This is a genomic window from Maribacter spongiicola, from assembly GCF_004364165.1.
GTDB lineage: Bacteria > Bacteroidota > Bacteroidia > Flavobacteriales > Flavobacteriaceae > Maribacter > Maribacter spongiicola.
Genome location: NZ_SOAY01000011.1, coordinates 638,685 through 662,476, shown reverse-complemented (window position 1 = coordinate 662,476; position 23,792 = coordinate 638,685). Strand labels below are relative to the sequence as shown.

At 35.5% G+C, this 23,792-nt stretch carries 16 protein-coding genes; 5 read left to right on the top strand and 11 right to left on the bottom strand.

Annotation, left to right across the window (positions count from 1 at the left end; all coding sequences use genetic code 11):
* Positions 1 to 648: 648 nt before the first annotated feature.
* On the top strand, positions 649 to 1,629 hold the full coding sequence (locus CLV90_RS11115; RefSeq protein ID WP_133687549.1) for a PLP-dependent cysteine synthase family protein: 981 nt from the start codon (positions 649 to 651) through the stop codon (positions 1,627 to 1,629).
* 18 nt (positions 1,630 to 1,647) lie between these two features.
* Here CLV90_RS11115 and CLV90_RS11110 read toward each other — a convergent pair whose 3' ends face one another.
* Positions 1,648 to 3,492 (bottom strand): PLP-dependent aminotransferase family protein, encoded by a 1,845-nt coding sequence (locus CLV90_RS11110; protein ID WP_133687548.1) that lies wholly within the window; start codon positions 3,490 to 3,492, stop codon positions 1,648 to 1,650.
* Between the two features lie 414 nt (positions 3,493 to 3,906).
* Here CLV90_RS11110 and CLV90_RS11105 point away from each other — a divergent pair, with 414 nt between their 5' ends.
* The gene (locus CLV90_RS11105; RefSeq protein ID WP_166638569.1) at positions 3,907 to 5,094 is read left to right on the top strand and encodes a TlpA family protein disulfide reductase; all 1,188 of its coding nucleotides are present in this window, start codon (positions 3,907 to 3,909) and stop codon (positions 5,092 to 5,094) included.
* Positions 5,095 to 5,260: 166 nt separating this feature from the next.
* Positions 5,261 to 6,103 carry a S1 family peptidase gene (locus CLV90_RS11100; protein WP_133687546.1) on the top strand — a complete coding sequence of 281 codons (843 nt, stop codon included), beginning with the start codon at positions 5,261 to 5,263 and terminating at the stop codon, positions 6,101 to 6,103.
* Between the two features lie 148 nt (positions 6,104 to 6,251).
* Here the strand turns inward: CLV90_RS11100 and CLV90_RS11095 are convergent, their stop codons facing one another.
* From CLV90_RS11095 to CLV90_RS11075, 6 genes are all read right to left on the bottom strand, one after another.
* Positions 6,252 to 7,499, bottom strand: a complete 1,248-nt coding sequence (locus tag CLV90_RS11095; protein ID WP_243835380.1) for a glycosyltransferase — start codon at positions 7,497 to 7,499, stop codon at positions 6,252 to 6,254.
* 72 nt (positions 7,500 to 7,571) lie between these two features.
* A complete protein-coding gene (locus CLV90_RS19265) occupies positions 7,572 to 7,733 on the bottom strand; it encodes a hypothetical protein (protein ID WP_166638568.1) in 162 nt (53 codons plus the stop codon).
* A 253-nt stretch (positions 7,734 to 7,986) separates the two neighbouring features.
* Positions 7,987 to 10,197, bottom strand: coding sequence for a cation diffusion facilitator family transporter (locus CLV90_RS11090; RefSeq protein WP_133687545.1), 2,211 nt, complete (start codon positions 10,195 to 10,197; stop codon positions 7,987 to 7,989).
* A 164-nt stretch (positions 10,198 to 10,361) separates the two neighbouring features.
* Positions 10,362 to 11,873: a DEAD/DEAH box helicase gene (locus CLV90_RS11085; protein WP_133687544.1), complete on the bottom strand. Its 1,512-nt coding sequence runs from the start codon at positions 11,871 to 11,873 to the stop codon at positions 10,362 to 10,364.
* A gap of 99 nt (positions 11,874 to 11,972) precedes the next feature.
* Positions 11,973 to 12,902 (bottom strand): 2-hydroxyacid dehydrogenase, encoded by a 930-nt coding sequence (locus tag CLV90_RS11080; RefSeq protein ID WP_133687543.1) that lies wholly within the window; start codon positions 12,900 to 12,902, stop codon positions 11,973 to 11,975.
* A gap of 3 nt (positions 12,903 to 12,905) precedes the next feature.
* On the bottom strand, positions 12,906 to 13,415 hold the full coding sequence (locus CLV90_RS11075; protein ID WP_133687542.1) for a DUF6155 family protein: 510 nt from the start codon (positions 13,413 to 13,415) through the stop codon (positions 12,906 to 12,908).
* Positions 13,416 to 13,588: 173 nt separating this feature from the next.
* Here CLV90_RS11075 and CLV90_RS11070 point away from each other — a divergent pair, with 173 nt between their 5' ends.
* Both CLV90_RS11070 and CLV90_RS11065 read left to right on the top strand, forming a co-directional pair.
* Complete coding sequence (locus CLV90_RS11070) at positions 13,589 to 14,452, top strand: sigma-70 family RNA polymerase sigma factor (RefSeq protein ID WP_036154298.1); 864 nt, start codon at positions 13,589 to 13,591, stop codon at positions 14,450 to 14,452.
* A 756-nt stretch (positions 14,453 to 15,208) separates the two neighbouring features.
* Positions 15,209 to 16,501, top strand: a complete 1,293-nt coding sequence (locus tag CLV90_RS11065) for a PI-PLC domain-containing protein (RefSeq protein WP_133687541.1) — start codon at positions 15,209 to 15,211, stop codon at positions 16,499 to 16,501.
* On the opposite strand, the gene CLV90_RS11060 is transcribed toward CLV90_RS11065, so the two are convergent.
* The 4 genes from CLV90_RS11060 to CLV90_RS11045 are packed head-to-tail and all read right to left on the bottom strand — an operon-like array spanning position 16,491 to position 23,741.
* The gene (locus CLV90_RS11060; RefSeq protein ID WP_133687540.1) at positions 16,491 to 17,798 is read right to left on the bottom strand and encodes a YaiO family outer membrane beta-barrel protein; all 1,308 of its coding nucleotides are present in this window, start codon (positions 17,796 to 17,798) and stop codon (positions 16,491 to 16,493) included. The two genes, CLV90_RS11065 and CLV90_RS11060, sit on opposite strands and share 11 nt — an antisense overlap.
* Positions 17,798 to 20,179, bottom strand: a complete 2,382-nt coding sequence (locus CLV90_RS11055) for an LTA synthase family protein (RefSeq protein WP_133687539.1) — start codon at positions 20,177 to 20,179, stop codon at positions 17,798 to 17,800. Before CLV90_RS11055 ends, CLV90_RS11060 begins: the two co-directional genes overlap by 1 nt.
* Before the next feature lie 6 nt (positions 20,180 to 20,185).
* Positions 20,186 to 21,616: a glycosyltransferase family 2 protein gene (locus CLV90_RS11050; RefSeq protein WP_133687538.1), complete on the bottom strand. Its 1,431-nt coding sequence runs from the start codon at positions 21,614 to 21,616 to the stop codon at positions 20,186 to 20,188.
* On the bottom strand, positions 21,609 to 23,741 hold the full coding sequence (locus CLV90_RS11045; RefSeq protein ID WP_133687537.1) for a HEAT repeat domain-containing protein: 2,133 nt from the start codon (positions 23,739 to 23,741) through the stop codon (positions 21,609 to 21,611). Before CLV90_RS11045 ends, CLV90_RS11050 begins: the two co-directional genes overlap by 8 nt.
* Between the last annotated feature and the right edge of the window lie 51 nt (positions 23,742 to 23,792).

Below are 23,792 nucleotides of genomic sequence, written 5' to 3'. Positions count from 1 at the left end.
AATTTATGTTGAAGATGATATTTACTGCACTATTGAATTAATTGAAACGCCAAATGAAGATGATGATATTGGTTTTTCAGGTTCACTATTCCGGCACACCATGATTGTTAGATCTACAAGATAGGCTGAATGGGAAAAAGTAAGTACATAGGGCGAGCAAGCAAATTTCTCTTCCCTCGAAATCCAATCGAACTGAAAAAATGTTGAATAAAAAAGTCAAGATCACTGAGCGTAGCCGAAGTGAGCGTGTTCCTAACAAACAGATAGCTTCACTTCGCTCGCTATGACAAATTTAAAAACGTCTTTGCGAGGAGCTTTTTCGCGACGTGGCAATCTGTTGAATGTATGTATTTAAGTATATTCTAAGTACCTACTGTCAGTTCGAGTGAATTTCGAGGTACGAGAAATTTGTATCGAGAACCCTTATAAATCCCAATGGTTCTCGATAATAACTTTGTAGCTTCTGCTTTGCTTCATACAAAAAGCCATTAGAACTGAACAAACGTAATGTTATAAACTGGCGTAGCCCAAAAAAATCAGATAGCCGCACTCCGCTCGCTATGACGGAAAATCAATTATTGATGTATCTGCAACAATATTGCGAATGCCGATCTAGTTTTATAACTTTGAAAGACTTTAAAAGCAGCTATGGAATACGCAGAAAATATACTTGGCACAATTGGTAACACACCTCTTGTAAAAATGAATAAACTTACAGCAGAGTTACCTTGTTTAGTGTTAGCTAAATACGAGACTTTTAACCCGGGTAACTCGGTTAAAGACCGTATGGCATTGAAGATGATTGAAGATGCAGAAGCTGATGGAAGACTACAACCTGGCGGAACCATTATTGAAGGAACTTCGGGTAATACCGGTATGGGGCTTGCTTTAGCTGCTATTATAAAAGGGTACAAATGTATTTTTGTTCTGGCAGATAAACAGTCAAAAGAGAAGTGCGATATTTTACGTGCTGTAGGTGCAGAAGTTGTGGTTTGCCCAACTGCTGTAGAACCAGAAGACCCAAGATCTTATTATTCAGTATCTAAAAGATTGGCAAAAGAAATTCCGAATAGCTGGTATGTAAATCAGTATGATAACCCAAGTAATGCAAAAGCACATTACGAAAGTACGGGACCAGAAATTTGGAAACAAACCGATGGTAAAATCACGCACTTTGTAGTTGGTGTCGGTACTGGCGGTACAATTTCGGGTGTAGGTAAGTATTTAAAAGAACAAAATCCTAATGTAAAAGTTTGGGGTGTAGATACCTATGGTAGTGTTTTTAAAAAATACCATGAAACAGGCATTTTTGATGAAAAGGAAATCTACCCGTATGTAACCGAAGGTATCGGAGAAGATATTTTACCAAAAAATGTTGATTTTAGCATTATTGACGGATTCACCAAAGTAACCGATAAGGACGGAGCAGTGTATACGCAACGTTTAGCGAAAGAAGAAGGCATGTTTTTAGGCAACTCCGCCGGATCTGCCATAAAAGGAGTGCTGCAACTAAAAGAACATTTCACAAAAGACGATGTGGTCGTAGTATTGTTTCATGACCATGGTAGCCGTTATATTGGCAAAATGTTCAATGATGATTGGATGCGTGAAAAAGGCTATATAGAATAGCCTTTTTTTAAACATTTTCTACATACTTTCAACAAACTTCAGAAATACTTTTTTGTGCAGTTCCACATCCATATTCGGAGAAAGTGATACACGGGCTATATAGTCCTTATCATCTTCTTTCGTAGTGCCTTGGGTAGAAGTTGCCGGTATTGTCCAATAGCAACCATTTAATTGTCCGTAGCTGACACAATACTTACTCTCATTTGGTATTTCGGTAATCATTAGATTGATTAACCTATGGTTCATTTCTCGTTTGTACGTTTCTCTTTCTTCAGGGCTATCGCCTTTTGTTGGGAGGTCTAATGAAAAAACAGAGGGAGTGAATCCTTCGTCAGCCAATTCTTCAGATACAAAATTGATTTTCGCGGCAGGTAATGTTTGCTTAATATAGTTTACAAAACCAAGAGTATTCAAATACGCATCGTGAATTCTTTTGTTCATCGATGGCATTTGCTTTGCTAAAATTTCATACTGTAAGTCCGTAGCTTCGTTATCACAAAGATTTAGGTGCAGGTCTATTTTTTCAATCAAAGCTTCCGCCTTTTTATTCGCTATACAATAACCAGCCGTACATTTTCCGCCACTTGGGAATTTTGAACCACTTGAGAATGAAATTGTTCTAACCGATGATAATATATCTGCATCCCCTAAAAAGTGAACATTGGGGCAAAAAGTTTGATCTAATATAAATACAGGATCGATAGCCTCGCTCCCGCTAGCCGTTTTTCGTTTAGCACTTAAAACATCTCTTAATTTATGAACATCAGGGACTTCAACTCTCGGGTTTGTCGGTATTTCGGCAATGATAAAAGGTATAGCATCTTCTTTCGCTAGTTTAGCCAAAACCATATCAATACTTTGTACCATATCGTTGTCTCCATCTACAGGTAAATCGACTATTTCAATAGCATCGCTACAAGCAGCAACACGTCTTGCTTGGTCGTTAGTACCACCATAACAATTTGGAGGAACCACAATTTTGATTGCCTTCCCTTTATGGTCTTCCAATGCATGATGCACCAAGCCCATCATAATGGCGTATTGTATAGATAATCCGCTAGAAGCTACCAATGGTAATGTATTGGCACCGCTCACCTCTCTAATTAAATCTAACACGGCAGCTTTGTTTTCAGCTACATATGATTTCTGATTATCATTAGAAGGTTGTTTCACTAAAGACTGTAAAGCCACCAGACAGTTTGCGGGAGTCATGGCAACGGTTTCCCTTCTGCGCACATGCTGAATGTCTGAAATATAGCTTGTATTCTGCTCACCATTTACCAAAAGCACGCTACCTAAATCACCATGAAGATTGATATAAAAATCTATATTCGGGTTGATGTCCATGGCGGCAATCTTATCTTGTTCAGATACAAAAATGACACTACCATCAAAAGCCTCAACTGAAGAAGCTGAATCAACTTGCTTTATATCAAACGTATAACCATAAACAGCTCGCAGTATTTCCGCATCAATAGAACTAGGCAACTCTCCTGTATAAGCAATAAGCGTATTTCTATTCTTCAATAGATTTGTTCTTAGGATGGATAAAATAGGCATGGTCTCTGACTGAAAACTTATTACTTGTTCAGATGCAAGATGATTGATATTGCCAATAGCCCATTCTAAAATACAAGACAACGGATGACCTAAACGAATATAGTCATAAGCCGTAGGTAAATTTCCTAATGCAGTTGAGTTTGCATTATGCTCTTTCGCTAAAACTTGGAACTGGTCTAAAAATTGAACTTTCGCTAGTTCTTCGTTATAAATATCCAATCGATGGGTCGTTAGGTTCAACCAATCTTCTGGCATATTTTTAATGACATTTGAAATATATTCTAGCATTTTTTTTAGCTCCATTTTTATCCTCTTTTTGACTATTCAAAATTACGTAATAATTGAACGTATTTAAAGTTTTCGGTAGGCAGTTTCAGTTCTCAGTACACCGTACCAGTTGGTAGTGTAAAATTAAAACGTCTTTGCGATGAGCCTTTCGCGACGTGGTAATCTGTTTCATGTAGATTAGCGTATTTAGTAGGCATTGTTCAGTTTCCATTCCCCTCGACTGCGCCGTCCTAAACAGTAGGTAAACTAAATTCTCGTACCTCGAAATTCACTCGACCGGTCAGCATGTTAATTATGAAAACATGATTCAAATTAAAAAAACGCAAATTTTAAACGCTTGCATTCTATTCTTGAAAAAACGAACTTCGTTACCATTAGTCAAGACAGTCAAAAATTCAATTAGTTAGCGCCGGGAATAATTACATGTACATGGATAAAAACTTTTTTAAAATCATTACCGGTGCCGTCTTTTTAGTTCTGAATCTTACGGCATGTAATTCTCCCGCAGTCATATCGGGCACAGTAGAAGGTGCCGAAAAGGAAAACACTAAAATCTACTTAATTCAACCGGAGGACTTACAACATGTGGCAGCTTCTTATTTAGGGAAAATCATAGACTCTGCCATTGTACATTCTGATGGTCGTTTTAAGTTCAATAACCTACCTGATACCAAAGAACCGACATTATATGAATTAGCCGTGCAACCCACAGCAAAAGCGGGCAACTATTTCAACAATGACCTTAATACCAGAGCCAATTATATGCCCATAATTTGGCAAAATGGAGAACATTTACAAATAACCGCAAGGTTTACTGAATTTCAAAAAATCTTTTCTATTGATAACCCTTCGGAGATAAATAGGGCTTTACTGAACTTAAGGAATATAAAACAAGAAGCTTACCAAACCCACCTTGCCAACAAGCAATGGAATGTGGAAGAAGGTGATGAATTAATGGCAAAAGAACATGCGGTATTACAATACCAAACAGCATTGATGGAATTTGCAAATAGCACTCCGCACCTACTACCAGCTATGGTAACCTTACGTTGGGTTAGCCCAGAAAATGATTATGAACGCATACCCGAATTTTTAGTGGATCAATGTACGAAGTGGAAAGTGAAAGAAGCCGATCACCCTTGGGTAAAGCAACTGTGTAAAGAAAGCGAACCCAAAAATTTACCGGTATTAATAGGTGATGAATTTCCAAATATTCAATTGCCTATGATGACCAAAGACACCGTGCTTTTAAATGATGTATTGGGTAAAAAATTGACGATTGTGGACTTATGGGCATCATGGTGTGCGCCTTGCAGAATAGAGAATAGAAAAGTTCTAGCGCCCCTTTATGATGAATATCACGACCAAGGTTTACAAATACTTGCCTATGCCTTAGAAAGCGATGAAAGAAGCTGGAAAGCCGCTGCAAAACGCGATGGTGCCGATCGTTGGCTGCAATCATCTGACTTACAAGGTGATGATGCACCATTTTTGAAAAAAATACGTGTACGTACCATACCTGCTAACTTCATTCTAAATAATAACGGCGTAGTCATTGCTAAAAATTTACATGGCGAAGAATTAATGGATTTGGTGAGAAGTAGTTTTGAAAAGTAAGCAGGAACGACTTTTTAATTAACTATTTCGTTAATAACTTGATTACAACTCATTGTGTAAGTACTTGCTTTCAATTTTTGAAAGAACGAATTTCGTTATCATCCGCTAAAAAGAATTGAAACTCTTCTTAGCTCCACGTTGTATGCAATTTCAATAAAACTGACAAATGATTAAAAATAAATTACTCGCGATATTATTCCTGATATTTTTAAACATGAATGGACAACAAAGTATTAATAAAAACAAAATAATTGAAAATTCCATTTACCTCGAATTTAAAACAAATAACAAAATTGAATTTGGTAGTGGTTTTTTAGTAAGAGATAATACTGCTGTTGGAGATTTTGTATATCTCGTGACAGCTAAACATGTACTTGGAACTAATGATAGCAATGGCGTTTTTAATCTCAAAGACAACATTTTGAACATATCATATTTTGGTAAGGTAACTGAAGAAAAAATGAATACTGTCAGTATTAATGTAGGTCAAATGCTTAATGATAATTTAATTAGATTTCTGGATGATAATGATGTTGCAGTATTAATTATAGGGAAAATCGTTGATGGAAAAATAAACTATGTCACCGCAGCAGATTTCAAAGAAATTAATGTTTATGAAGGAAATAGTTGGACAACAATAGATTCTAAACGTTTAGCTTCAATAGAGGAAACTATTTTAGGATTAGACACATATATATTCGGATATCCGAAAACACTTGGAATACAAAAAAGTCCCCAATTCGACTATAATAAACCATTATTGAGAAAAGGAATAGTAGCTGGTATATATAAAGTAAAAAGAACTATAATTTTAGATTGTCCTGCTTATGGTGGCAATAGTGGAGGTCCAGTCTATAGTTATGATTCGGAAGGAAATTTCCAATTAGTAGGTGTAGTGTCTCAATACATCCCATACATTTCAAATAATGTACTAAATAATTCAAGCTATTCGGTTGCTGTATCAGCAGAGGTAATTGATGAAATATTAAACACATTTAGACCAAAATAAACTGCATACAACATCGTGTAAAAAACATTGCTTATTTTAGTTAAACCGTTTGGTCGTTGCGTGTTTGCTAACTCTGATTTTCCTGCGGAGAATCCTCGCACACAATCACGCAAAGTTCCTTACACATAAACGATAACGAAACTTATCATCACCTTCTATTCTTCTCCTCAATCCACTTGCTCATAAACTTAGTTGCTGTCATGGTTTGGTGCTGTAATAAAGCCCCTGTGAAGTTTTTTGTTCTGTGAGATTTTAACCCCCTTTCAAGTTGATCTATTTTTTCTAAAAGAATACTTTCTAAACTGGTTTTAGCATACAAAGTATTCACTAAGGTTTTACCTTTTTCTTGAGCGTTTTCCCATTCAGGTTCAGTTGTGTACAAACGTACAGCGGCATTTGCAAACTCAGAAGGCTCATCTTCTATACCACCGTTCCAATCTAAAATGCCGTGCATGCCTTCGGCACCAATAGTGGTAGTAACACTTGGTGTACCGTTTTGCATAGCAGAAAGTAGTTTTCCTTTAATTCCCGCACCAAAACGTAGCGGAGCTAGGCATACTTTTGCGGATTGCATTACTTCATTCACATCTTCTGCCCTACCGTGAACTAGAAATCCCGTTGTTGGATTATTCATTTCTACAATTTGCTGCGGTAAATAAGCACCGTAAATATGTAGTTTGGCTTCTGGCAATTGTTTACGAATTAATGGCCATATAATCGATTTTAAGCATTTTACCGCATCAATATTGGGCGCGTGTTTTCCTCCACCAATAAATACGAAATCCGTTCTTTCCTTAAAGGTTTTCCAAGTAGTTTCATTAGTAACTTCATCGACCATAAAAGGAAGTAACATTAGTAGACTTTTGTCTATTTTTATGACATCGGTCAATAATTCTAATTCGTAACTAGAGATAATTAATGACAAATCGCATCGATAAATACTTGCGATTTCACGTTTGGTTTTATCATCTGCCAACCAAGCATCTGTAGTAAATGGAATATCTTTTTTAAAGCATTGCTCACGTACATGACGTAGCGAATGTAAATCTTCGGTATCTAACATACGAAGCGCATCGGGACAGTTTTCCGCCACGCGCCACCCAAACTGTTCTTCGGTCAAAAAGCGATCAAACAACACCACATCAGGATTCAGATCTTTTACAAAAACATCAAAAGAACTATCGTTCATTTTAATATCTGCCGTTTGATATCCAAGAGCTTCCATATCCGCCGAATAATCAGACTTAGAAGCCGCCGACGCAACGGTTATCGAATACCCTTGCTTTTTAAACACATCTAATAATTGCATCATGCGCACTCCAGCAGCTGTAGATGCAGGTTCTGGCCATACAAGTGCAATTACGAGGAGTTGTTTGGTGTTATTTTTTAAGTACAAAGTCCGAAGTATTAAGTACAAAGTAAGGGAAATGGTTGTTGGTTGGCAAGTTTATAGTATCAGTAGGCAGTTTCAGTTAGCCGTATTCAGTTTTAATTCGTCTTTGCGAGGAGCTTTTCGCGATGTGGCAATCTGTTCGTTGATTGCTAGAAAATAGTTTTCAGTACTCAGTTTCAGTTTCCAATGTTCTAGTTTAGTAATACTGTCACTTCGAGTGGCTTTTAGTTGCAGCATAGCGGAAACTTAAAAGATGCCTGCCTGCCGGCGGGCAGGTATCGAGAACTTTGGTACACAAAAGGGTTCTCGATACCCTCCTAATCGGCGGGCAAGCTAATTTCTCGTGTCTCGAAATTCACTCGAACTGACAAAAGAGTTGTATAGAATATTCGCGTGTTCCAAACAAACAGATAGCCGCGCTCTGCTCGCTAGGACGAACACCCATCAACGAACAACCAACAACGAACAACCAACAACGAACAACCAACAACTAATCATCTCCGGAAACACCAATTTCATCAAGCACCACTACCCCATAATCCGTTTGGTCAAAAATGAATTTTATGGAACTTATAGCATCCACATTAAATTCGGAGTTAATGATGTAAAAGGTTTTCATGGGAAAATGATAGGTCTGCAGTTGAACTTCCCAATCTGCACCGATCATTTGCTTATCTAAAAATGCGAATTTGGTAAACCTAGTTTTTAAGGGTTTTGTAATGCCTTTAATCTCACTCACTTTTAAGGAACTAGTTTGTCCTGATTCATCTGTTAGCTGAATAGTGAAATCCAGTTCTGGAACTTCCCGTTTCTCTTCATCTTTCTTTGCTTCCTTCTGAGCTTCCGTTAAATTAATATCTAGCCATTCATGATTTCCTGCCCCGAGTGTAAATTGTAAACTTGATTTTGCTGAAAACGAAATAGAATCATCCGCAGAAAGCCTTAATTCATACACTCCTTTATCCGAAGAACTAGTCCGGTTTTCATAATCCCATCCTAAAATAACAGCATTATTCTCTTGGCTACCTTCATCTCGTGTTGGCAGGTATTGCTCTTTCCATAATCCTAAGTTGCTCGTATTAATACTTGTACTATTTTTAGCGGTAGTGATATCTAAATCCTCTTCAAAATTAGCAATAGTATGAAAATTAGATGGCTCAAAAGATGTCAAATAATGTTCCACAGGTAACCATTGTTTGGCTACGGCAACGTTCTTAAAAATAGAGCGATATTCTTTTTTGCCTTTTAAACTAGCATCGGCAAAAGCACTAATAAATACCTTGGCAGCTTCTTGCTGTTGTTTCTCTTTAAGTAATGGCTTTAGATTCAACAACCACTTTGTCGGTGCTCCAAAATCTGAATTACCCCAAGTGGAATTAAATTGGCCGTGATTTGCATGGTGAATATATACTCCCGATTTAAATCGATTAATAGAATCTGTATACTGCAAACGGCGATACGGTCTCATACCCCAAAAGCTAACTTCATCGGCATCATAAGAACCTTGTATGCTCAAAAAATTGATATTGTTGAGTATGATTTTGCGATCATATCTATAATCTGTAGGCGCTAGTGCCACGACACCTTTAATATTAAAATTAAAATCGAATTTCTGATTCGCCTGATCAGGAAAGTAGGGTAACGGATTATAAGCTGCTGCGATAGAAACCGCCTCGCCACCACGAGAATGACCAACGAGCATAATATTCTCCATATCTACTTTGTGAGATAACTCATGACCATCTTCATTATTCCAGTTTCGCCACTGTTCTAAATGTTTTAGAAGCAACCAAGCACGAGCTGGCATTTCTTTACCCATAAAATCACCGGACCAATGTCCGTTTAAAAAATTTTCATCCACCGAAACAGTTATGATTCCCCTACTTGCCAAAAGTTCGCCTAAATAGCCATAACCATCATCAGAGTAATCGATCATACTATGGTTACCGTGCACAATGAGCGTTAATGGAAAAGGACCATTGCCCTCGGGCATATACACCCTGCCATTTAGCGGAAAGTTTTCAGCACCGAAACCCCAATAACGTTCACGCCATTTTTTCTTTTTGTCCTTCCAATCAGGAATTAGCCAGGTACCATCTACGGAATTGGTGGTGTAGGTTACTCCCGTTGAGAACTCCTCACGTTGCTCGTCAGTTCCGCTGCCATACGTAAATGTTTTAACCGTGTAAGAACCAGTAGCAGCAGGATTCTCTATCTCCACTTCAGAAACCATTGAAGTACTCTCAGAAAAAGCCAAAGGAACTTCTTTATCATAAGGGTCAGTACCTGAATTAGCTAAAATGAATAAGATATAACCGATACCGATGAGCATTATGATTAGAAAAGCACTTGAAGAAAAATTTCTTTTTAATTGAAATCTATAAATGGCAATACACAAAAGTATACCGACAGCGGCAATTGTACTATAGAGTACCAAAGGCCACCCAAAACCAACATATTTTAAAATGATGAAAACTACGATACCGCTCAAAATTGCCGTAACCGATTTCAGTGGTATACTCCTGATTCTTTTTCCTAAAAAATTAAATAGGATATAAACACCAAAATTGATGACTACCCCTAAAAGAATGGCTATGAGCATCATTATAAGCGGATGCCAACCGGTTAAAAAGTGGTATCCGGCAATTGCATAAAAGACAAGTGTAAGCAGTGAAATGAAGTAGAATAAGCGGTTTTTCATTAGAAGGGTAAATTCTGGTGGTTCTAGCACTTGAATTTAAACAACTTATATGAATATAAATAACCCACAGGGTATTTTTGAATATCAACTAATTATCATCAACCTAGAATAGCGAATTGATAATGAGACCAAACGTAGTTGTGAATTTAAAACTTCTTTAAAATTTACATTTTCGCTGCAAACATCTTAGAGATTTTAGAACGCAATTTTCGCTCATAATCTTCTTCTAGCCATTCTTTATAGTTCTTTGTATTATTCATTATACAATATGAATATTGGCGAACACGATATTTGATTTCCTCTTTTAATTTTTTGGCTAGAATACGGGCATCAAAAACATCTTCAGAATTTTCAACGCAAATTTTAGCATGCTGCTGAATACTCTTTTCAAGTACCAATTTAGATTTCTCACCGTTGGCAAAGCTCTTCTTATATTCTGCCTTAATATCAAAATCGATATCGGTAGAATTTGCAAATTCTGCACGGAGATCAGGCGGCATTTCATACACGAATTCCCGTTCAATTTCTTCGTCGTTCTTAATGTTCTCTAAGTAGAAATCAGGAAAATGAAATATTTCTTGCCAATCGATACCTGCATTCCATAACCCGAAACGAGCTACGTTGTTCCCCATATCAATAACGTTGAATTCTTGCTTTTGAGGTAAGTATCTAGAGCCACGACCAATCATTTGAAAATAAAGGGTAAGAGAGCGCGTAGCACGGTTTAATATAATAGTCTCAACACTAGGTTCATCAAAACCAGTTGTCAGTATACTCACTGAAGTAAGAATAGCATCAGGAGTTTCTTTGAACCATTTTAGAATATCTTTTCGTTCGGTAGCATTGTTCTTATTGTCAAGGTGACGAATATTATAACCAGCCTTTTTAAAGATTTCGTAAACGTATTTTGAGGTATTAATTCCGTTATTGAATATTAAGGTTTTTGTGCCTTTACCTATTTCATTATAGGCAGAAACCAATTTGTTCAACATACTGTGGTTACCATACAGTTCATCAGAAGATTTTACGGTATAATCGCCACTAATACCCAATTTTAAGGTCTGTAAGCTAACATCATAATTATACATGTTTGCCTTTGCCAAAAATTTCTTCTGTATTAACGATTCTATTGACTCGCCCACAATCAACTTTTTATAGTTGTCTTTCATGGGTAGCTTAATATTAGAACTCAACGGAGTAGCCGTAACCCCAAGAATAACGGAGTTCTCAAAGAATTTAAATAGTTTACGGAACGAGTTGTAATGCGCCTCATCGATAATAACTAGTCCGATATTATTTATCTCGACTTTCTCTTCTTGAAGACGGTTATTTAATGTTTCGACCATGGCCACAAAACACATAAACTCATCTTGGTCTTGCCACTCTTTAACTTCGCTATTGATTATCTTGTTTTTTACCCCAAAGCCCTTTAGCATTCTAGAAGTCTGCTGACTTAACTCTATACGATGGGTAAGAACAATGACCTTCTTGTTTGTCTTTGCAATATAGCGTTTGGCAATTTCAGAAAATACCACGGTTTTACCACCACCGGTAGGTAATTGGTACAACAGGTTAGAATTATCGCCATTCTCATCTAAATACTTAAAAATGGAATGAAGATCCTCCTCTTGATAATCATAAAGGGTTTTTTCAGTAATCTCGTTATGTAGCTTCAAAAGGTTTGTAGGCGTTTATTTATGTTAACAATGCAAAAACCTTATAAAATTATGTGATTTTTATGGGTCTAGGAAATAAAAAACTTGAAAAAAACAATATTAATAACCCTTGTCAGAATCTACTAAATTTTGCAATTTTTCTCCAGAACTTATCCTGTTGTAGTTTTCTATTAGCTGCGGAATAACGGAGGTTGTATCAGAAACACTGGCATAATGAGGTGTCATGTGCACTTTTTTATGATTCCAAAAAGGATGGCTTTCGGGTAATGGCTCTGTATGGTATACATCTAAGCAAGCCCCAGAAAGATGGTCTGCATCTATCAGCTCAATTAAATCTTCGTCAATTAAATGGCCGCCACGGGCAACATTAATTACAAAGGCATTTTTAGGTAGTTGAGACATCAGTTCTTTATTTAGAATACCTTCGGTAGCTGGCGTTAATGGCAATAAGCACACCAGCACATTGGTAGTTTTTAAGAACTCTTGTTGTGCATCAGCACCAGAAAAGGTTATTACTCCCTCGATTTTCTTTTTACTCCTGCTCCACCCCTGTACTTTGAATCCGAATTTGGTAAGATCGGTAGCAGTTAATGCCCCCAATTCGCCCAAACCTAAAATACCAATGGTAACATCTTTAATGCGCAGGTAGTCTTTTGGTGCCCAATTATTTGCAACTTGGTCAAGTTTATAGGCATTCAGGTTTTTTAAATGTGCCAATATCACGGCTAGCACATGTTCAGACATATCGCTCGCTAAAAACGGATCCACAATACGTGTAATGGGAACGTTCATCGGTCGGGTTTCATCTTCAAAAATATAATCTACCCCGGCACCGGCAGAAGCAATACATTTTAAATTAGGGTAATCTGCCAAAGAACCTTTTGGGTGCTTCCAGATGACCGCCATGGTAATTTCTTCTTTTGGGTGATTTTCTAGATAGCTATATACTTTTATGCCATTGCTAGCTTTCTTTAGAGCATTTTTCCAAAGTTCAATTTTCTTATCCCGTCTGATAACAACTATTGCCATATGCTAATCTATAATATCTAATGCTTTTGAGAATTCATCCTCAAAAAGCCATTTCTGATTTTGTGTTTCTGTATATATTTTTAAGATACGCTCTCGAAATTCAGGAAAAACACCCTGAACGGTAGTAAATTGAATAACCTCGTTAAATGAATTCAGCATGCTTCTGTAAAAAGAATCGGGTACATTCTTCTCCATCGAAAAGGTTTGTGCAATTTCTAGATTATAGCACATAACATCGGCAATTAAATGTGGGTCAACTCCTAGTTTGATAAAATGTTTCAAGAATTTTTGAGCAACAGAACGTCTTGCTTTTGGTCTTTTTCGCTTCAGCGGAAAATATTCGTTGGATATTTTGGCTTTGGCATCTTGTACCAGTTTATCTTCTTTGGGATTAAATGCAAAATCATAATAGGTTTTTACGGTGGGGAATTTCTCATATAGCTCTATTATTTGCTGTTCCAAAGCCTTTTTGGGAAGCTTGGATATATATGTCTTTAAGGCTCTTTTACTCATATAAATTTCGTGTCTAATATCAAAAATAGGCTATACAACTATAAAAGCCTCAAATGCTTAAATCTTTGTTAAAGCTAATAAATGCTGTACAACAATAGTGGTATTCATTAGGAAATACGGATAAAAAGCGGTATACTGTAAACTTGTACAACTTCTAAATTCCATACACACATATGAGGCAACTAAAGATTATCAAGCAGGTAACGAATCGTGAGTCGAAATCACTGGATAAATATTTGCAAGATATCAGTAAAATTGATTTAATTACAGCGAATGAAGAGGTAGAACTAGCGCAGAAGATTAGAGAAGGTAGTCAAGCAGCTTTGGAAAAATTGACCACTGCTAACTTAAGGTTCGTAGTTTCCGTAGCAAAACAGTATCAAAATCAAGGTCTTAAATTACCAGATTTAATAAATGAAGGAAATTTAGGCTTGGTTAAAGCAGCAAAAAGATTTGATGAAACAAGAGGATTTAAGTTTATATCCTATGCCGTTTGGTGGATCAGGCAATCTATACTACAAGCTTTAGCGGAACAATCTAGAGTTGTTCGTTTACCGTTGAACAAAATTGGTTCAATTAATAAAATCAAAAAAACATTTTCTTACTTAGAGCAGGCACATGAGCGTCCGCCTTCTCCTGAAGAAATTGCAAAAGAATTAGAAATGACGGTTTCTGAAGTGAAGCAATCACTTAAGAATTCAGGTAGACATGTATCTATGGATGCACCTTTACGTGAAGGCGAAGATTCTAACCTATATGACGTTTTGCGTTCAGGCGAGTCTCCAAGACCAGATAATATTTTATTACAACAGTCTCTGAATACTGAAATAAATAGAGCATTGGACACACTATCTCCAAGAGAGGCAGATGTTGTAAAGCTTTATTATGGTATCGGTGATCAACAATCAATGACTTTGGCAGAAATTGGACAGACATTCGATCTAACAAGAGAACGTGTAAGACAAATTCGTGAAAAGGCAATACGTAAATTACGTCATGCCTCTAGAAGTAAATTGTTAAAGACCTATTTAGGGTAAACCTTACCAATTGTTTTAAAAAAAGAAAGCGCCCGTTTATACGGGCGCTTTCTTTTTTATACTGTTTTGAAACACTATGAATAGGTTAATTTATTGATATTAAAATTTACGAGGATGCTATTAAGATCCTGAATAAAGTTTTGATAAGATGAAAAATCTTGATTTTGGTGTGCCATGGGATTTTTTTTTGGTTTTGGTTTATTTGACTTTTACATATAGTCCAACTCAGCCAGTTCGTTGATACTAAGAATCTCATTTAAATCTTGAAGAAAAATTAGGTATTCTTCTCCGTAGGTGTCGTAAAGCATATTGTAGGTTTAAAAGTTAAACTTGATTTGGGTAATTATATCTTGAAGTAAATATATACCGATGATAAGATTGTGACAACAAAATGTGGTGAACCAATTTAAAAGTGTTGTAAAACATACAAAAATGTGTTGTTTAGGCTTGAAAATGCCCAAGCACTAGGTTTTATAGGGGTTTAGAGATGTGCAGTTCATCCCATATATTGGTATTTTATCGATATAGATTATAAAAACGACTTATTTACAGGCAGTTATCTGTTAAAATTGATAAACTAAAAAGATGATATGTTCTTTAAATTAAGGTTATAAATTTTTTATTTCTTCTTAAACATGACAATGTGCAATATTAATAAAGCATATTGAATCACCCTTTTACAATACCCGTTCTATATATTCGTTTTTAAAGTGACCCTATTAATATAATATTACTAAAGTTGAAAATTAAAATCTAATGAAGAGATTCTCCCCTATTCTTTTGATATACAAATTGGTTTTACTAGTAGCTATCCTTTTTATAACAATTCCGGTTAAAGCAGATGGTAACTGTTTAAAATCTTCTCCTGCCCAAAATTTAGAAATTGCAGCATTAGTTTTAAATAGCCATAGTTTTAATACACATAAACGTAGCACCTTTACCTACGCATCACAAACAGAAGCCGTAGAACGCGGATTAACGATTATACATCTACAGGCAGACAACAAGTTTGAATTCAAGACATTTGATACGTATGGGAGTAAAGAAGATGTAAAGACATTTGTAGCAGTACTTTCTAAAATGGTAGAAGCTAAAGCAATATTCGCCATATTAGCGCATGATTCCGCCGCTGCACAATTAACAGGTTTTGAAAAGCAGCTTTCTGATTTAAGTTTTTTAAAATTAAGTGCCTTAAAAGGAAGGCAAGCATACATTATGCATAATCTTAATGGTGTTATCACCGAACAGGTAAATGATAATTCTATCACAGAAACCTTAAGTAATACATCAGGCATTTATAGTACGGCAATTTACTTTCCAAAAGAGGTGTATGAATTTGAATCAAAAATAGATAGATACATTGCCCATGCCGGCGGAGAGATTAACGGAGTAAAATCTACCAATTCGAAACACGCTTTAGATGAAAACTATAAAAAGGGATTCCGCAATTTTGAATTGGACATTATAGAAACATCTGACGGGAAATTGGTAGCCGCACATGATTGGGAAATGTGGGCTCGATTTACCGATTATACCGGAAGCTTACCTCCTACCCATTCTCAATTCATGAAACAGAAAATTTATGGTGATTATACAACGCTAGATATGGATGGCATTAATACCTGGTTCAAGAATCACCCAGATGCTACCTTAATTACGGACAAGGTTAATGATCCCATAGCCTTTGCCGACGCTTTTGTTGACAAAGACCGTTTAATAATGGAACTCTTTAGTGTTATGGCAGTTGAAAAAGCATCTGAGCACGGTATACATGCCATGATTTCCCAAGATCCATTAATATCTATTAAAGGTGATAAAGTCAATTTCTTAAAAGTGAATAATGTAAAACATGTGGCACTATCAAGAAGAATAATTGCAAGTCAGAAGAAATTGATGCTGCAATTAAAAGAAGCAGGTATTAAGGTGTACGTGTATAATGTAAACTTTGATGCAGGTAAAGACGAACAATATGTTTATGATAATGAATTAGGTTTGGTCTATGGCATGTATGCCGACAAATGGATAGATACTATGAAGTCTAAAAATTAAACTCATACGTTAGTCCTGCAGAAATAGAATAAAAATAACTTCCGGGATCAAAAGACTGTTCTTGCCTTAGAACACCCACATTAGTTCTATAAGCGCTTAAATTATTCTTACTGGTAAATTGGTATTCTACGCTTAAACGTTGCGATTCTATATACAAAAGTGTTTCTGCTAACAATTGATCTCCCGATGTAAATTGTCGCAGCTCAGGTGAAAATCCGTAACCTAAGTTAATTCCCATATAATTTTCAGCATCCTTTAAATACTTACGTACCAATAAATTTCCAGAAACGTTAGTTAAGTTATCCACTTTAGGAGTAATGAACGATCGTAAAGAAAAATAATAGTTACCCTTGTAATACCCTATTGAGTTGGTAACTGATTTTATATCTCTAGTTGCAAAATTTATGTACCGACCACCACCAGAGAATTCTAAACCGCTTTTATGGTTATAATAAATATCGCTACCAACTTTATGATTAGGATACAGATCCGATTCTGAATAACCGTAGTTGACATAAGCATAAAAGCCTTTTGCAATTTTTGGGTACAAATCAATGTCTAATTGAATTCCGTTTTTACCTACTCTATTACTATTGTTTATTCTAGGTATGATAGAGCCCAAGGGAGTCTGTCTTTTAAAAGCAATGCTTGATGTGGTAATAGGATCAAAACGCTGGTCAAAAACAGTTACAGAACTATTTACCATTACAGAATTCTTTAGTTTCTCTTCTGTAACCGGTGTTTTTCTAACTAATACTTCGTTCTTATCTTCAATATCTTTTGCTAAGGTTACCTTCTGTTTTTTGGCTGTTACTAATTTAGTTTTGACAGCACTATCTACATTATACCAACCATCATCATCATACGAAAAACCATTTACACCCTCAGTAGCTAGTGCTTGAAGTCGTAATAGTTCACGATTATTTTCTATATGCACCAATGCTTTATTTGACAGACCCAATGCCGTAGCATAATTTTTGGCATACAATTCATTTTTAATGGCTGAGATCCATACTTCTCTATTTTTTTTGGTTTCGGATAAAATAGTATTGAAGGATGAACGAGCTCTATCATAATCACCACGCCAACTCAACGTTTTCGCCCATAATAATGAAGTATCTATATTGGTAGCCGAATTATTGATTAATACATAGAGCATATTATGGGCAGTATTCGTTTTGCCCTCATAAGCCAATTCATATGCCGTATTAAAATTATCAGCAGAATCTTGACCAGTACCACGATAGATACCGGCTAATAGAATCAAAAGAATAATATGAAAGTACTTGTTGATCATTATTTAACGGACGCCAATGTTTTTTCGGTTTCTTTTTTTTCTGGTTTATGTATTTTAATACCTGCATTTCTTGCAATGGTTCGAGCCCGTGAAATTTTATCTGCGATTTCATTGGCACTAGAACTATTTTCTTGAACCTTGTCTATTAAATCTAGACCTTCTCTTAACTTATCTGACCAGTAATAAACATCAAATAGCGCAGCATAAGAATCTATGTAATTCGGATTAATAGAAATACATTCTTGCAATATCTCTGCAGCCTTATCATGGTTTCCTTTCCATGAATAAACCCTGCCCATTAATATTTTGGTATCTATATGACTAGGTGCTCCAGAAAGGTTGTAGCGACATAATAATAACGCTTTGTCCCATTTTTTATTCCATGCTAAATCCCTGGCAACAAAATATCCCTTATCAGAATCTTTACCATCGTAAACACTGTTCAACCAAACCGTTTCACTATCGGTAAACTTTTCTTTCTGAATGGTGAAAATTGCCAAGCTATCAGGAATAATTTTATTCTCTGTAGTTACGTAATGATTCACCGATTTAAAACGCTCTAGTGTTTTTTGGACCGAACCACCACCGAAGGTAGAACTGATATCCATATTTTCTTCTAGTTGCATAATATCGCCATCGGTATACAGTGTTTCGCCACTTATATATTCTTTCAACTCATTCTTATTTCGCATTAATGGAATATTCTTTGTAGACCTAAAAGCAGTTTGCATATCAATGGCACCACCCATCCAAGCAACTTTTTTAGGCATTTTTAATTCGTACGAACCATTTAAAAGCGCCAAAATTGATGGGGTAACATCGAAATGAGAAGAAACAGAGCTCATCTTTCGTGTAGTTTTTAGCATTGGACTATACATAATTAAAGGCACATGAAAACGGCTGATAGTATTACGCTGTGGAATAGGAATTAATCTATGGTCGCCAGTGATAATGAAAATTGTATTCTCATAATTGGGTTGCGTTTTGTACGATTCCATAAACCACTTAATAGAACTGTCCGTGTATAAAAGTGTCGCAAATACATTATCGTTTTTTTCAATGATTTTTTCAACCCTAGAATCGAAGCCTCCTTTTAACAGGATATTTTCAACTTTAGCTTCATACAAATCTTGACTTGGCGGAATAAATGGTTCGTGTGTACTGATGGTCATGTAAACTTCTAACCTAGGTTGATTTTCTCCTCTTTCTAAACTGATACTTTTTTTGAATAATTCTAAATCTGGAAAACCCCACGAAGAACCAGCCGCATCTTCAGCTTGTTGTTGGTACTTATTTCCGAATCCTGATTTATCCAATACGAAATCAACATTCTCACTTTTAAGAAATCGGTCTACCTTGTCAAAAGAACTATTGGTACCTTGGTAAAATGAAGTATGATACCCATTATTTTTTAGCACACTGAACAGTGTCAACTTATTAGGGTACTCCTCTAATTCCATAAAGCCACTTTTACCAAAAGGCAACGAACCTAATAATGATGGTAGTACTCCAAATGTTCTACCCGTATTGCTCAAAAAATTCTCCCAGTATAAAGATTTGGTGGTCAATGAATCTAAATACGGAGTAAAGCCACCATATTCGGCACCTTTACCAACAAAATCCCTACCCAGACCTTCAACCATGATAAAAACGATATTGGGTTTCTCCTCTTTTAATTCGAAGTATTCACCAAGTACATTCTCGATATTTGCACTTTCTACTAATGGATATTCTTCCGTAGAAGTATAAGAATTGTCTTCAGTAGAAGAATTATAAAGGTTTACAGCCAGGTATTGTACTTTATTTTGGTTTATTGGCTTGCCATCTGTAAATAAAGACGCCATAAAAAGACTGAACAAGACAATCGTAAACGGGTACATTTTGCTAATTCGATGATAGACTTTAGAAGTGATTCTGTAAAGTATCAAAAACAGACTTATTAATATAGCTATACCAATGAGCAGATAAACTGATATCATGAATCCGCCAGAATTAGCTATCGTTATTTTTATATCTGCATAGCTATATCCTAAAATATCTGAACCTAAAGGCACTAAAGTAGTGCAGTAATATGCAGTAAGTAGCGCTTCGAATATGAGTATAAAACTCAATAAAACAAAGACCAAATTAAAACCATATTTAGAGCGTAGATTTTCCCAAAAATTAAAGGGAAATACCATAACAATACCCATTAAAGCGGTAAAACCTATTTGGTGAACAATAGCTTTTAAAAAGCTCACCGAAAAAATAGTATCTATAACCCCTTTGTAATACAGCATGCCGTATTGAAAAAGCGTCAACACGAACAAACATCCGAAAAAGGATATCATAAGCCGGGTATACTGCTTTAAGGAATATCTATCTATTTGACTTGTGTTCATTGCTTATTATGATGCTTTTGCAAAACCCTTTCTAACTTGGGATCCCCAACCAGATTTTATTTTAAATAATTTCTTATAATTCCCTCTAACTGCAGCATACACTACAATTGGGTGAAAAATGAAAGGTTCTAGAATTGCCAGACCCATTAATATTAGAATATCTTTTGTTTTTCGGTATTGGTTGTACGAATACACATCCCAAAGAATGGCGTAAAACGAAATCATGATAGAAAACAGGAATATTGCCAACGTAATCATGAAGAAGAATTCCCAATTTAGAATACCTAAGTAGGCAAAAAGTAGGATGGTGAAAAAGCCAAAAAACTCCAATAACGGAGAAAGCCATTCATAGAAAAACCAATACGGATAACTTAATAAACCAAGCCTACCATATTTTGAATTGAACAGCATGTCTTTATGCTTGAACAGAGTTTCTAGATTTCCACGAGCCCAACGGTCACGCTGATTTACAAGTATTTTAAGGTCTTCAGGAACTTCTGTCCAACAAAGAGGATCAGGTATATATTCAATAGTATATGGTTCTTTTCTATCATGCATATAACGACGCATTTTAAAAACGATTTCCATATCCTCTCCAACAGTATCTGTATCATAACCACCTACAGCCAATGCTATTTCACGTTCAAAAAAACCAAATGCACCTGATATAATTAGCAAACTATCGATTCTACCCCATGCCATTCTACCTAATATAAAAGAACGGGTATACTCTAACAATTGAAATCGTGCCAGCCAATTCGTCGGCAATCTAATTTCTTCAAGCTTACCACCTTGAATGATACAAGAGTTGGCAACACGAATTACTCCGCCAACGGCAATAACCCTTTTCTTAGAACGTTGAAAAAATGATTTAACAACGTGTAATAAAGCATCTGGCTGTAATAGGCAATCCACATCAATACACCCTACATATTTGCTAGTAGATAAAGATACACCTGCATTTAAAGCGTCGGACTTACCACCGTTCATTTTGTCAACAACGGTTAATTTTTCAAATGCCCTATTTTTAGATTTATAAATACCACGAACTGTTTTAGATTTCCAGTCGGGATCCATTTCAACATCTATTTTTTCAAGGTCATATGAATCAATTAGTTTTTGTAAGGTATCATCTTTACTACCATCGTTCACTACCATTACATCGTAGTTTACATACTGCAATGATAATAATGAACGAATATTCTCAACAATGGTGAGTCCCTCATTATACGCAGGCGCAATTATAGTAATTGTCGGTGCTAAAGGAGAAGCCATTATTTTAGAAATATCTGTAAAACTGTTTTTATTTCTGTAATGAATAGAATTTCTGGTAGAGAAATATGCCATTAGAGAAAATAGTGTAAAAAGAATCATAGTAAAAACAAAGAATACAAAATTGATATATTCCAATACCACACCAAATAGTTCACTATCCATTTTTCTTTTTGTATAAGGAGTTGGACAAGGAACATAACTGATCGAATAAAGTAGAGCCGTTGTCGTTAGATGCTATTCTTCTTTTAATTGACTCGTTCAGTTCTAACTCAAAATCAACCTCAAAAAGTGATCTTTCTTCTGTTTCTGTTTCGGGTTGTTCGGTAATTTCTAATTGAGATTTTATGTACTCTAAAGCCTCTGTAGCCTGTTCTACAAGTTTTTCAGACGCAGTTTTTATGATACTTTCCAATAAATGGATTTCTTTCTCATCACCAATACTTTTAATTTCGTTTAAAAGTATAAGCTTGGTTTCTTGATCTGCGAGATTATAGATGTCGGTAAATACACTTTCAGCTAAAGCATTTTCTCCTGAAAATAATTCGCTAGGTCTAGGTGTCTCATATGAGAATTTCGTAATAAGCTCATTAGCTCTTTCTATTACGAGGTCTGATGTATTATTATTAGCAATTTCATGCAGTATTGTTAACTCTCTACAATCGCCAAGTTCAGCAATATTTTCTAGCAACACCATAGTATCCAATTCTTCTTGAGGCATAAAATTAGCGACAAACACAGCATTTTCTTCAAGAGAATCAAATGGATTTAAATCATCACCTACTTCAATAGTAGTATTCAAATTATTATTAGCAATAATCGATGACCAATCAATACTTTCAATTTCTTTTGTCGGTATAACGTCATTTAAAATTGCAGTTTCAATTACTTTTTTATGTTCGCTATAATCGTCATCTAACTCAAATAAGGGTTCAAATTCTTCTTGTGTAAAAGTCGAAACTGGGGCTTTAATAGGTATTTCTGCGGTAACCAATGGTAAAAAATCTATGCTTAATTCTTCGTCTATATGTTGCTTCAGTTCTAATTTTTCTTCCTCAATTTTATTTTTTTCTACCCATTCAGTTTCATGATGAACATGGGGTAAAAATGAGAGGTCAATTTCATCTATATTAGTTACAACCTCTGTATTTATTGTAGTTGAATCGATTATGTTATCCGATTGCTCTTCAAGATTTTCAATACAATCTTCTTCGATTATTGCCACTTTTAGCTCTTCTTCGGCAGCAACAATACCGTTACCATTATCGGTTACATCAACGGTTTCTATTATAATTTCTTCATCTGAAACTACTACAATGTTTTCTAAAGGTTCTTCAATTATACTTTCAGAAATTACTTCATCTTCAACATAATGAGAATCGATATTGGGTTCTGTTTTATAAAAATCTGATCTCGAAATATTTTTGGTAGGCATTATTCTTTCTGGATCGATTTTATTAAGCGTACCAATAACTTTTCCTTTAATATTAAAATGGCGTTCAGTAAGTTGTAAATTTTCTAAAAAAGGAACGTCTGCTATGGTACCTAGCTCCCCAATAGCATCAAGAATTGCTATTTTAATATCATGACTAGCCTTTGAATACACTAATTTCAATGTCGTTAAAGCACTCACGAAATGAAAATCTTTAATACACTCAATAGCTTCTGCCTGAATATCGCGGTTCTTATGTTTTAAAAGCGTTATGATAGATTGTTCAGCACCGTTCTGACTATAATATTTAATCAAACGTAAAGAAAATAAAACTACATGGGTATTTGTAGAAGTCAACCAGAGTGCGAATTGTGGCGGAGTATAATTAGGTTTATGCCTAAGTACATCTAACAACTTTAGTTGTTGCCATTCAGCAATCTTAAACTTTGTATTGTCAAGAAAATATTTAATGCCTTCTTCTCTTAGGTTTACTACTGCAATTTCTGCCTGTTTACGAATAGTGCTTTGTCTATGGTTTATGAATTTTATAATAAGTCCATATGACTCATCAACTTCCATGGTGGTCAATTCTACTATTCCGCTAGAAACGACTTGCCATTTTCTACTACCAATTTTTTTATAAGCATCGTGGTGTAGACCTAAGTCTTTATATAATTTAATTAACACGGATTGAGATTCACCAGATAAATCTTTTCGAAGATCAAGTAAAACCTCTGTAAGCACATTTCTATCAAAATCGTTTTTGATCAACTCTCTAATAGTAACTTTCAGATTTAGATAGTTCATTTTCTCCTCTTTTGAATTTGAATCTTCAAAAAACAAAAATTCGTTAATCATGGGGGAAAATTCAATCTTCTTATCTTTCGTTCGATGGTTATTTGTGTTGAT